Here is a 13,135-nt window from a genome sequence, read left to right as displayed (position 1 = left end):
TATACTGAATGTGTATCAAAAAAGCAGTATCTTTCCGGCTCGCACCGATCCAGACGATCGAAGCATGCAGCCTCATCTCGGGGGCGTTTATGGATTCGACGGGGATAGTTCGGGCATGGATAGCGGGTAGTGGGGCTGTGTCCACTCTAAAACGCGGAAGCCTATTAAACGGCAAACAACAACAAACCTACGCTTTCGCAGCCTAATAATCTGTGAGCGTGCTTCTACCTTCCATCGCCCATGTGGCAGGCTAGGGGCTAACCTATAGTGGGATACGCTGTTTCATCTCCGCCTGGGGTGAACTGAAGAAGACAATCAGGCTGACCCGAAGATGACCCGGTTACGGGGGGCATCTAGGGTGACATCAAAACCGTGACTACACCCGTAGAAGTCTATGTTGCGTTGTCTTCGGACAGGGGTTCAACTCCCCTCGCCTCCATAGGTACGTACATCCACAAAACGAAAAGAAGCCTTTTCACCTAATTGGTGATGAGGCTTCTTTTTTCTTATCATAGCCGATTCTATTTATTATTTACAAATAGGGCTGAACTTCCTATCGAGACACATCATTAGTATGTTCGGTATACGATCCAACAATTTTCGGAGCAGAAATCGAGGAACAACTGGTTACGAGAAGCACGCTAACCTGAGCGGCAAAAAATCAAAATATAGGTATCCTTGGGTGTATAGTATATTCCTTAAAGATAATCCTTAAAAAAGGAGGGAAATCACATAATGTCGGAGAAATATGTGAAAAACTAATCATGCGGAGGAGACACATGTCAAAATATGATTTAAACAAATTAGGACATATTGAGTTTGAGAGAATGTGTCAAAGTCTCATACAGCAATTTATTGGGAATGGTACAGAAGTTTACGGAGCGGGTAAGGATGGGGCTCGTGAGGCTACATTTAAAGGCAAGGCGAATTTTCCTAGCCCCGAAGAACAATGGGATGGCTTATGGATATTTCAAGTGAAATATCACGATATATCGCTAATAGGAGTAAGTAAAGCAAGGAGCAAAATTATAGAAGAAGTTGATAGTGAGTTGAAGAAGGTAACAGAGAAATATAAGCATGAGTGCGATAATTTTGTTCTACTGACTAATGTCCCACTGAGTCCTGCCTTTCAAAATGGGACAAAAGATATAATTAAGAACCAGATTGTAATAAAGCATCCAAAAATAAAAAATATAGCTGTTTTGGGTGCAGATGAAATCTGTGGATTATTAGATGCTAATCCAGGGATTAGAAGGGCATACCGTGAGTGCATAACAAGTGGGGATGTATTGGATTATTTACTAGAAGGGATTGAGAATGAGCAATCGCACTTAGGAGATGTAATCAAATCATACTGCTTTAATTTATTGCATAAAGATGAAAAGCATGCTGTACTTGATGATGCAGGCGATTTTGAAGATAAACGTGTTGAATTACAAGATGTATTTATTGATATAAATGTAAGATGTGTTTCCAAAAGAGAGGATAATGAAGATCAAAACTCTAACCCATTAAGGAATGAGCTGGCTGCAACGGGACAACAGGGTTACTCAGCTTTAACCTATCTATTGGATGATGATATTCCAGATATTGTAGTAGTTGGTGGGCCGGGTGAGGGGAAGTCAACACTTACACAATTCGTTTCACAAATACATAGGGCGAGAATAACAAAGCAAAGTGTACAGTTTTTCAGAAAATATGATGAGAATTATGTTAAAGAAATCGAAAAAGCTAGAGTACGAATTCCATTTAGGATTGTGCTAAAAGACTATGCCCAGTGGTTTTCTGAAACCAACAGTCCCAATTTGCTGGCTTATTTAGCTGAACGTATAACAAGTATTACAGGTAGAGGGATTAATGTTGATGATGTCCATAAAATTCTAAAGAAAGATCCTATCCTGCTTATTTTAGATGGCTTAGATGAAGTTCCTGAAAAGAAACTGAAGAATAACCTTGTTACAAGCACAATAACTAGTATAAAAGAATTTAGAGAACTATTTAATGCAGACATTAAAGTGATAGCTACTACTCGCCCGTTTGGGTATACTGATGAGTTCGATCCTACTCGCTTCCTTCATCTGAATGTTTTGAAGCTTTCCGCTGAACAAGCGCAAGATTATACGAAGAAATGGATTGATGCAAAAAAGTATGATAATGAAGAGGCTAAAAGAATTTTTGATAAGTTTATGATTTGCCTAAAAGATAAAGTCATAAGCGTTTTAACCACAACACCACTTGAAGTAACAATAGTACTGGTAATAATTAGGGCTCGCGGGATTTTACCAAAGCAACGAGAAGAGTTATTTGAGACTTACATGGACACTATATATCAACGCGAGCAGAAAAAGAATATTGATCTACTAAGAACGGATAAGGAGCTAATAATTGGGTTACACAAATATATTGCATACGTTTTGCAAAAAAGGGTCGAGACGGATGAGACGGCGTCCCTTATGGATGAAAGCGAATTCCAAGATCATGTTAAAACTTACATAGGTAATCAAAATCCGATGATTCATAAAGATGGTCTTGAAAAACTAATTGAAAAAATAATAAAGGAAGCTGAAGAGCGATTAATTTTGATTACAAATAATCCGAAAGGTAAAATTGGCTTTCCATTGACGAGCATGAGAGAGTTTTTAGCAGCAGCTCATCTAGTTGATACATCATCTGATACTAATGAGCGTGACAGTAGGTTTAGTAGCATAGCATTATCGCCACATTGGAGAAATGTAGTGCTTTTTTTTGCAGGTAGAGTAGGTAGAACACGTCCCGGTGAAGTTTCGAGTATGATTGATGTATGTAGATCAGAAATCGATTTGAACTTTCCCGATAACTACTTGAAGAGGGGAGCAAATCTAGTTGGTGACATGATTGAGGATAGGGTAATGAGGGTTCCAAGAAATGAAATCAGTGCAATTCAATACGCTATGACTTTATTGGATGAAGGGTTTATAGTAGATGAAGATATTTTTATTGCAAAGCTGGGAAATTACTCGGATGAGGCAAAAAATCAAATTATTAGACCTATTTTACTTAAAAAGATATATAATTATGACTCTTATAAATTGAATTTGATATGGAAAACATACGATAGTTTATACGGTTTAGATGATGATTTTAGATCTGCAATAAGATTTGCTATTGAGAGTGATGAAAAAGAGATTTTAGTTCTAGGGCTTAAGTATGCAATAAAATATGATGAAGATTCTAACAGAGTGATTACTGCATGGAATAAGTTAAATCGGCTCACAAATTTGTCTAATATAATTGATATACAAAAACATCTTATTTGTAATTTGATGTATTACTTAGAAATTGAGATGCCTCACACTGTTCTCACAAGCATTTCTAAAACGTTTTTGGAAGTGATAGTTAATGAAAAGAAGTTTATGCAACCATACGATGTAACTGATCTGACTAATTTCAGTGATGAACTAGAAAGAGGATGTGACACTAATAAAAATAAGCTTTATATACTGACTGTAATAAAAATAGTTTCTTTATATAATATCCATGTAGAGAGTCTCCAACAAATAAGGGATTACAAAGTCAGTAGTTATTTCCCCGGGTATTTTAATCCTAATATCATAAGTTTTATTAAAGCTAATACAAATTTATTTGAAGGCTTTGTATCAGCTTTTGCACTTGAGGAGGAAATGTTAACTATCACATTGTTTAAAATATGTAATTATTTACTTGACATTGGAAACTTAGGGCTGCTAGAACAAATCTCTAAGGAAGATTCCGGTAGTGATATTTCTCGTCTTATTCAAGAGGTATTTCGACTAGATCGGCGGTATCCTACTAACAAAAATCCGATAGAGATGATAAGTAGTTTCAGTATAACACTTGATTTTGAGAAATTTCAGTATGTACTTAACGAAGTAAATCGTATTATTAATCAAAAGAGTGATGTTAAACATAATGCATATAAGTTCTGTGTTTGGTTAGGTACAAACTTTAATAAAATTGTTGAAGAGCATTTAGACCAAACAATACTTTCTGAGTTAAGAGGCTTCTTACAAGTGGAAGGTCTCCCACAGGATGTACTGTTGGATTTAAAACAAGCTATACAGATAGAAGATCAATGGGATTTTCATTCATATATACTTAAGTTAGAATTACGATTTTTAGAAGAGGAAGAGACAAGAGAACTTATTTTTAGAGTAAATTGGATGATTCAATTTAGTGCAGGGAGAGTCCAAAAAAGCAATTTAGAAATTAAGGAATTCCGTGTTTTAATCGAGAGGCTATTAGAGGAAATAATAGGGATATTGACGAAGGAGTCAATAAAAGAAGCTGAGTATGAAATCTATTTAGAATGGTTAATATTTATTGCTTTAGAAATGGACTTGTTGAAGGAAGATCATCTAATTAAATTAGCGAGGGTAGACTTTACTGGTGATTTTAAAGATAGATTTATTAGAGTACGCAGTCACAATAGGGATGTCATGAAAAATTTAAACAATCTATTAAGTAGTAAGAATAGTCAAGTCGAGTGGTTAGCAACTATGCTTTACACCCAGTATGCGCTTGAGATACAAGACATAAATCAAAATAAAGCCATATCCCAAAAACTTTGGAAGCTTTATAGAACGACCCCTAATAAAGGTGCTATCCTTGAAGGGTTAGCATATTCCTACATAAAATGGAGCAAGTTGAAAGCAGAATTTTTACAGACTTTATCAAGTGTACCTGACAACTTGGATAGCGGTTGGGAAAAAGTTATATCCAAGGGGAGATATTCAAATGCGAGTGAGAGAAAGGAGCTTGTTAGTTTTCTTGAAAGTATTCTAATTTCTAATTATAAGTCATCTTATAAAAGTATTTCGTTAAAGCGTCTGCATCAAATAACTCTAAAAACTGAAAAAACAAATATCGAGGAAGGTAAGCTCAATCTTCCACTAAAGACACTTTAATTTATTGTATAAAGGGTTAAGGGATCGGTGGCAAACGAATGAGTGAGCACTTAGCTACACAGTTTCCTTGGACAATCGTGATAATTTGGGGTTTCGCAGCCTCCATTAATGAAAGACCCGCTCTGTGAGCGGGTTTTTCCCGTTACAGGATAAATTCATTGACCGATGATCGCCATCACGGCACAATGAAGGGAATGACTTAACTGAAGGAGCCAGCCGATCCATGAACTTCTACTTTGCCCCTATGGAGGGGGTAACCGGGCACGTCTATCGGAGTGTCCACCATGCATTTTTCAAGAATGTCGATAAATACTTCGCCCCGTTTATTGTTCCCCAGCAAAACGAAAGCTTCAAAACCCGAGACATCCACGATCTTTTGCCGGAGAACAATCAAGGGCTGGTTTTGATTCCGCAAGTGCTGACGAATAATGCGAAAGACTTTTTACATACGTCGAAGAAACTGATGCGGTTGGGGTATCAGGAGATCAACATCAACCTGGGATGCCCTTCGAGGACGGTCGTCTCCAAGCACAAAGGGTCGGGGTTCCTTGCAAAGCGAGAGGAACTGGATCAATTTCTAGAGGAAATCTTTATTCATGCGGAAACCAAGATCTCCCTAAAGACGAGATTGGGGAAAGACGAACCGGAAGAGTTTTATGCGTTGCTCGACATTTTCAACAAATACCCGCTTGAAGAGCTGATCATCCATCCCCGAATTCAAAGGGATTTCTATAAAAACACGCCGAATCTAGACATCTTCCAGCATGCCTTGGAGAATAGCAAAAACCCGGTCTGCTATAACGGAGATATCTTTACACCCAAGGCGTACCAGGAGATTTCCGCTAAGTTCCCTGCGGTTGATACCTTCATGCTTGGCAGGGGGTTATTGTCCAATCCGGGGTTGATCAGCAGTATTACCGAGACGATGAAGATCGACAAAGCCCTGTTGAAGGACTATCACGATCAAGTGTATGAAGGGTATAAAGGCGTACTCTTTGGAGATAAGAATGTGTTGTATAAAATGAAGGAATTGTGGTTCTACATGATTCAAGTGTTTTCGGATAGCGCCCAATATGCAAAGAAAATTCGGAAATCCGAACGGTTGTACGATTACGACGCAGCGGTGTCGAGCTTGTTTCGAGAACAGGAGCTTTTAGACGATAGGGCCTGAATCGGATCGGAGGGCTCGACCGTGTTTGAACGGCCCCATTCAGGTACATAACAATAGAGAGGTGTCAAAATTCCTCCGCAAAGGGGCTGTTTGAATAATGGCAATCCGTTCAACCGATCAAAAGATCGTCCCCCACATATGGTATGACAAGGAGGCAAAAGAAGCAGCAGAGTTCTACGCTTCCGTATTTCCAGACTCAAAAGTTACGAATGTAACCTCATTGCCTAACACACCCTCTGGCGATAGCGATCTCGTTTCTTTTGAACTATGGGGTCAAAAGTTCATGGCGATCAGCGCAGGACCCTATTTTAAACTCAATCCGTCTGTGTCGTTCATGGTGAATTTTGACCCCTCTCAAGACAAAGATGCGGAAAAGAAATTGAATGAGGTATGGAACAAATTATCTGACGGTGGCACAGCGTTAATGCCGCTCGATCAGTACCCGTTCAGCAAAAGATTCGGCTGGATTCAGGACCGTTATGGGTTGACGTGGCAGCTCATTCTAACGAATCCGGAAGGCGAAGTTCGTCCTGCGATCATACCTTCGTTCTTGTTTGTCGGCGATGTGTGCGGGAAGGCGGAAGAGGCGATTCATTTTTACTTGTCCATCTTTAAGAACGCGAAGCAGGGGAGTACCTCTCGTTACCCCAAAGGCATGGAACCCGACAAAGAAGGGACGATCCAGTTCGCGGAGTTCATGCTAGAAAACCAGTGGTTTGTCGCGATGGACAGCGCACATGAGCATGGATTTCGCTTCAATGAGGCCGTATCCTTCATGGTGTATTGCGACACCCAAGACGAAATCGACCACTACTGGGAGAAGCTCTCCGCGGTTCCCGAAGCCGAGCAATGCGGTTGGCTGAAAGATAAATATGGGGTGTCCTGGCAGGTCGTGCCAAGAGTAATGGACGAAATGATGAGCAAGGGTACGCCAGAGCAGGTTGCTTCCGTAACAGAAGCATTTCTCAAAATGAAGAAATTTGATCTCGCAAAGCTGCAGGAAGCATACAACAGATAATGATGTTCGATTCCCGCGAATGTGAATTTGCCAAGCTAGGGCTTACCTCGATACGCACAAAAAGAGACACCCGAATGGGTGTTTTCTTTATTGTGAACTCTTAGCGGTATTTTTGGATGAGGGTAGCATCTTCACAGTTCCAGCCGTGTTTCGCGATCAGTGCCCAGCAATCGGGTTGTGACCCATCCGTATCCGTAACCTGATAGAGTTGGGCAAGTTGGCCGGCGGTTACAATGATTCCTGAAAACCGCGAGACCTCCGGGTCGGCTACCAGCTTAGCAATCCCTCGAGCTACGTAGGTGGGGGACTCGGAAATCGCAAACCCGGGTAGGGTTCGACAAGCGTCCTGCCACGTTTGTTCGGTCACACCGAAGCCTTGGAGCATGGCTTCTGAGCGAAGCCAGCCGGGAGTGACCCCAAGAGGGGTAACAAAAGAATCGGCTAATTCGTGGGCTAGTCCTTTCACGATCCGGCCGACATTTGTTTTGACCAGGTCATAGTAGAATCCCACGTTTTGCCGAAACTCCGCGTTTGCCTCTGCGGGGCCATCCGTCATTTCAATGACGATGCCTTTTTCTGCCCGAAGCAGGAAGGGCAGTGCGTAGTGCAAAGTGATTAAATGAGTATCAATCCCCATGCGCAGCATTCGTAATCCACCGCTCAGGTCATGCTCCCATATCCGTTTATCAAACTCCGCATATCGATCACCGCCAAAGATATCGTTGACGAGAATGTCGAGGCGATGGTGGCGATCGTCAATCTGCTGGATGAGAGATTGGACCTGCTCCGGCTCCAGATGGTCCGTTCGGACAGCAAGGCCTTGCCCCCCTGCGCTTCGGATGAGTTCTTCGGTCTCCTCGATCGTTTCCGGACGATCCATTTCGGAAGGCCCCTCTTTGCGGCTGCTTCGCCCGGTGGCATAGACAAAAGCCCCCGCCCGAGCGAGCTCAATGGCAATGGCACGCCCCGCACCCCGAGTAGCTCCCGCCACCAGTGCTACTTGGTTTTGTAACGGTTTTTCCATCTGGAAGCCATCCCCCTTCTGTAAGGTTAATGTGTATAAAAAGAATAAGGACATCGCCCTTAGATAGAGAAATTGTTGCTTGCCACAACCATTAATTCCATTAAAAGGGTATGTCCCGACTCCATGGTATCTCTCTCGTTGTCTCTCGTCAATTTCATTTGGCTCTCGGCTGGAGTTTTCTTCGGAAGTTCGTTTCTCTTACAGTTTAAGTTTTTTGCTATACTGAATTTATTCGTAGACGCATTGATTTGCCCTCATTCAAAAATATTGAGCATCTACCGGTGCTGGGAATTACCCTAACACCAAGAGGAGATAACACTATGGGCGTTTCTGCAATCGAGGCTGCACAGATCGTCCCGTCATCCCGGCAGATGGCGTGGCAGCAGCTGGAGTTTTATGCCTTTATCCATTTTACGGTCAATACCTTTACGGATCGGGAGTGGGGGGACGGGACAGAGTCTCCGGATTTGTTCAATCCGACGGACTTAAATGCAGCTCAGTGGGTGGAAGTGTGCAAAAGCGCGGGGATGAAAGGCTTGATTCTGACCTGCAAGCATCATGACGGATTTTGCCTGTGGCCAAGTCGCTGGACGAATCATTCAGTCGCGAGCAGTCCGTGGCGGGAGGGCAAGGGTGACTTGGTCAAGGAGGTGTCGGACGCTTGCCGGGAGGCCGGGCTGAAGTTCGGCATTTATTTATCGCCCTGGGACCGACATGAATTGAGCTATGGAGATTCGGACAAATACAATGCTTATTTCATTAACCAGCTTACCGAACTCGTGACGGGCTATGGGGACTTGTTCTGTGTCTGGTTTGATGGCGCCTGTGGCGAAGGACCGAACGGCAAGAGGCAGGTGTACGATTGGGACGCTTATTACCGCGTCATCCGATCTCATCAGCCGGGAGCGGTGATCTCCGTGTGCGGCCCGGATGTCCGGTGGTGCGGCAACGAGGCGGGGCATACCCGGAAGGTGGAGTGGAGCGTCGTGCCTGCGAGTCTGCAGGATAACGAGAAAATCCAAGCCCATTCGCAGCAGGCGGATGACAGCAGCTTTTCCAAGCGAATCGGCTCGGAGGAAGAGGATTTGGGCAGCCGCAGGATCCTGTCCACCGCAGACCGTGTCATCTGGTATCCCGCCGAAGTGAACACGTCGATTCGCCCCGGATGGTTTTATCATGAGCACGAGGACCAACAAGTGAAGTCGGTTCCTCAGCTGGTGGACCTATATGAACGGACCGTTGGGGGCAACTCCACCTTCCTGCTCAATCTCCCGCCGGACCGCCGGGGACTCATTCATGAGAACGATGCTCAAACCATGGATGCCTTGGGAGAAACCTTGCGGCAGATGTACGGGCGAAATCTAGCCCTGGGAGCAAAAGCAACGGCTTCCGTATGCAAGAGTGATGAGCATGAGGGGAGCCGAGCAACGGACGGGAAGCCGGACACCTACTGGCGAACCGGAGAGAACGTAGAAGTGGCGACCCTCGAAATAGAGCTGGGGACGATCCAGACCTTGGACCGGATCGTTCTTCAAGAAGCGATCAGGCTGGGGCAACGAATCGAGAGATTCCATATCGAGAGGCTTGACCAGGGACAGTGGCAGGCATTCTACGAAGGGGAAATCGTGGGATATAAGAAGATTTGCTGCTTCGAACCCGTTGAGACAGACCGTATCCGTATCTGTATAACCGAATCCCGCGGGTATCCGACCTTGCAGGCGGTTCAGGTCTACTGCACTGAAGCCGAGAGATTGAATAGAGTGTAGCGTGTCCAGTGAGTGTGCTCCTTAAGAGCAGGCTCACTTTTTTGTTTCTATCCGAAATGTTCCCAGACCAACCAGGCGGATGGCGGCATAGGCTAATCCACCATTTTCCCAAGAAGGAATCGGCAGTGGCAATGAACTCGGCAACCAGCCAGTTGGCTAGAAGGCTCATATTCCCCCCCATTGCTTCATATGATGATTACTATGGAGATGAAAACAAGGAGGCATGCTCACATGGTTGCTGCGTTTCGGGTGTACAATCCGTTTATCGGCCCGTTCGATCCGTGTCCACCCATCACCACAAAAGTCTACAATACGCCGATTCAGCTGTACTTGGGCTTTCAACCGATGAATCTGCCGCAGTTTGATCCGCAGACAGCATTGAAGGCCGGAACGCTCTGGCCTTGTCTGTACAGTCCCTATCCGCCTGCAGCGAAAGCCTGAGAGGAGATGGACCCTATGCAAAAACAACTGGATGCCCAGTATTACGCCCTTCTTCAGGAACTGCAGGCGATTGACTTCGTGCTCGTCGAGCTCACGCTCTACCTCGACACGCATCCTATGGATGTTGCAGCCATCCGTCAGTTTAATCAAGGCAGCGCCGTGCGCCAGGAATTGGCCGCTCGCTTCGAAGCGAGCTATGGGCCGCTACTGCAATACAGAAGTCCAAGCGGCGAGCCGTGGCAGTGGGCAGAGGAGCCTTGGCCCTGGCAGGTGTAATCGGCACTTCGCCTTTAGGATTCCATTCATCGGAGGAGGCCTCAATTCATGTGGATCTATGAGAAAAAGCTGCAATATCCCGTGCGAGTAAGCAAATGCGACCCGCGTATGGCCCGATTGCTGCTCGAGCAATACGGCGGAGCCGATGGCGAGCTTGCTGCCGCGCTGCGTTACTTGAATCAACGCTACACCATCCCGCCCAAAGTGGTAGGGTTATTGAATGACATTGGCACAGAGGAATCTGCACATCCAAGATATCATTAATATATGCGGTTAACCGCCCAATATGTACACGTCTAAATTGAATCTATCCTCCGTTCCTTTCCACCTTGCTCCCTCCAACTTAGTGTACACTGACTTCTCCACAACCATCTTAAGCATCTTGTTTCTTTCAGCCGGGCTATCTGTCTTGCGGTAAACTTGAAGGATGTGTTTCACCGTAGGGACGATATCATCCTTCCGTTCCATCTTCTGTTTTATAGACTCGATTTCCTGATCGATTGAATCAATGGATGCTTTAATCTCCTGCAGACGTTGAGATAGCGTTTGGGACCGAGCAAGGAACACGTCAACTGTGTAAGCCTTCTGCTCGAGAAGGTCGTGCAACTGGTCCATTTGCCCCCTGGATTCCTCGTAGCGTTTCTCCATCATCCGTTTTACTTCTTCCTTTGCCTCCAAAGGAGATTCAACGGACTTCTTCTTCTGCCTCGATCGTATCCTCCCATTAACCTCAAGCCATTTCTCCAGTGTCTCAATCATCCTGTCCTCAACTAACCGCAGCGCGGAGCTGACGTTTGGGCATTTGGCCGTTGAGCACATGAGGGACGGTTCCTGTCCACTTGTGTACGGGCGACGAATCATTGCCTTGCCGCACACGCCACATACAACCAGACTAGCCAATGGATTCTGAATAATCCCCTTCGGCGCCGGTGTGTGACCATTTCCGGAAATGATCTGTTGAGCTGCCTCGAAAACGTCCTCCGGTATGATCCCCTGATGCAAACCCTTCGCTTCCGTCCATTCACCACGCTTCTTGATAGGCCGGGACTTCCCGGAGCGCTTCTTCACTTGCGGACGATATCCCCAATACACGTTCCCAATGTAATGAGGGTTCTTCAATATCTTCATGACGGTAGCAGTTATCCACTGGCTATTGTTACGGGTTGGGATATTTAGCGAGTTCAAGTGCTGGGCAATGAGGTTTCCCCCGGTCCATTTGTCCGGGTCCGTCTCCGTGTACATCGAGAAGATCATTTTGACGATCGCTGCCTCTTCTGGGATCTGCTCAAGGGTGAATCCTTTACCTGGCAGTTTAACGCGCTTGTAGCCATAGGGGGCAACGTTCCCGACAAATCGGCCGGCTTTGACGCCCTCGATGCGTCCTGTTTGCTGCCGGCGGTTGATCGTCTTGAATTCCCGGCGAGACATGAAAAGCCCAAACTCGAAGTACTCTTCGTCGTTTGGGTCATTCGGGTCATATGTGCGCATGGGTGTTATGATGAGGGTAGAAGAATACTTGAACGCCTGGGAGACGATACCCTGGTCCATCGTGTCGCCACGGGCAAGACGCTCGACCTCGACCACTAGGATGCCGTCCCACATCTCGTTCTCGACATCCTCAAGCAGCTGCTGCATCTCCGGCCGGGCCGAGATCCGTTCACCTGATACCGGCTTCTCGCGGTATATGTGAGATATGATGATTCCCAGCCTGCGGGAAAGCTCAATAAGGATGCTCTCATGGGTGGCGTAGGTATCGCCAACGCCTCTTGATTCGGCTTCAATATCAGCCCGGGACTTGCGGAGATATGCGGCGTAGCGTCCTGATGAGTTGAGCGTCTTCGTTGCCATGGCGACCTCCTAGAACATGTAGGGAATCATGGGATAGGTTAATTTCGGATCAGGTGTTTCCGTGTATTCATTCGCTGATTTTATTATAGCCCAATCTACTGTATTCCTGAACTCGCTACAGCCGCAGTAGGGACAAGTCCCATACTTACTCCCAGGGATACGCGACCACCGCTCTATAGGATGAGCGTGTTCACACCGCTGGCACCATAGATACATGTGATCGCCTCCTTGTTAGTTATAAACTTGATACGTCTTATTAGCATTACCTGTTGATATTGTAATTTTATTTGATCCTTTCATTTTAAACCCCTTAAGTTCAACTACAAAATATTTCTCAATATAGTACCGTTTGTAAAAATTTGCGGAATGGTCTTTATGCGCCTTACCATTAAATATCACTTTATCGTTCAGAACAATAACCAGTTTATCTGTACTATTTACGAACCTACCATATATGAACATCTTTGCATTTGATAAATCACTAGGGAGATTCAGATTTATTTTTGGCGACTCGTCTAAGTAAAACTCTTCATCGTAATAATCATCGCTTAGGCTAAGTCCAAGGTTTACGCCATAGAAAAAGGTATTAGGTTCACCAAACCGTTTCTCAAACTGATATCTAATGTAGCTCGGAAACCCTAATGTAATTAATAGTAGTACTAAGAATAC

The 13,135-nt window shown here is 44.8% G+C and carries 8 protein-coding genes, 1 other RNA gene and 1 pseudogene; 8 read left to right on the top strand and 2 right to left on the bottom strand.

Annotated elements, in window-relative coordinates; genetic code table 11:
- Nucleotides 1-79: 79 nt before the first annotated feature.
- The 4 genes from ssrA to AAFN83_RS19840 all read left to right on the top strand — a co-directional run bounded on the left by ssrA (nt 80) and on the right by AAFN83_RS19840 (nt 7,111).
- Nucleotides 80-442: a transfer-messenger RNA gene (ssrA, locus tag AAFN83_RS19855) on the top strand.
- Between the two features lie 337 nt (nt 443-779).
- Nucleotides 780-4,922 (top strand): NACHT domain-containing protein, encoded by a 4,143-nt coding sequence (locus tag AAFN83_RS19850; RefSeq protein WP_347772614.1) that lies wholly within the window; start codon nt 780-782, stop codon nt 4,920-4,922.
- A gap of 223 nt (nt 4,923-5,145) precedes the next feature.
- On the top strand, nt 5,146-6,093 hold the full coding sequence (locus AAFN83_RS19845; RefSeq protein ID WP_347772612.1) for a tRNA dihydrouridine synthase: 948 nt from the start codon (nt 5,146-5,148) through the stop codon (nt 6,091-6,093).
- Nucleotides 6,094-6,190: 97 nt separating this feature from the next.
- On the top strand, nt 6,191-7,111 hold the full coding sequence (locus AAFN83_RS19840) for a VOC family protein (protein ID WP_347772610.1): 921 nt from the start codon (nt 6,191-6,193) through the stop codon (nt 7,109-7,111).
- 100 nt (nt 7,112-7,211) lie between these two features.
- Here the strand turns inward: AAFN83_RS19840 and AAFN83_RS19835 are convergent, their stop codons facing one another.
- Nucleotides 7,212-8,135, bottom strand: coding sequence for an SDR family oxidoreductase (locus tag AAFN83_RS19835; protein WP_347772608.1), 924 nt, complete (start codon nt 8,133-8,135; stop codon nt 7,212-7,214).
- Between the two features lie 320 nt (nt 8,136-8,455).
- Between AAFN83_RS19835 and AAFN83_RS19830 the strand changes: the two genes are divergently transcribed.
- From AAFN83_RS19830 to AAFN83_RS19815, 4 genes and pseudogenes are all read left to right on the top strand, one after another.
- Nucleotides 8,456-9,901, top strand: coding sequence for an alpha-L-fucosidase (locus tag AAFN83_RS19830; protein WP_347772606.1), 1,446 nt, complete (start codon nt 8,456-8,458; stop codon nt 9,899-9,901).
- A 231-nt stretch (nt 9,902-10,132) separates the two neighbouring features.
- Nucleotides 10,133-10,342, top strand: a complete 210-nt coding sequence (locus AAFN83_RS19825; protein WP_347772604.1) for a spore coat associated protein CotJA — start codon at nt 10,133-10,135, stop codon at nt 10,340-10,342.
- Between the two features lie 15 nt (nt 10,343-10,357).
- Nucleotides 10,358-10,618, top strand: coding sequence for a spore coat protein CotJB (locus AAFN83_RS19820; RefSeq protein ID WP_347772695.1), 261 nt, complete (start codon nt 10,358-10,360; stop codon nt 10,616-10,618).
- 48 nt (nt 10,619-10,666) lie between these two features.
- Nucleotides 10,667-10,867, top strand: a pseudogene (locus tag AAFN83_RS19815) (manganese catalase family protein); the annotation flags it as partial.
- Between the two features lie 24 nt (nt 10,868-10,891).
- Here the strand turns inward: AAFN83_RS19815 and AAFN83_RS19810 are convergent.
- Nucleotides 10,892-12,466, bottom strand: coding sequence for a recombinase family protein (locus AAFN83_RS19810; RefSeq protein WP_347772602.1), 1,575 nt, complete (start codon nt 12,464-12,466; stop codon nt 10,892-10,894).
- Between the last annotated feature and the right edge of the window lie 669 nt (nt 12,467-13,135).

The sequence above is a fragment of the Gorillibacterium sp. CAU 1737 genome (assembly GCF_039888655.1).
Classification (GTDB): domain Bacteria; phylum Bacillota; class Bacilli; order Paenibacillales; family NBRC-103111; genus Gorillibacterium.
Note: the sequence above shows the minus strand (reverse complement) of the source record. Positions and strands in the feature narration are given on the sequence as shown.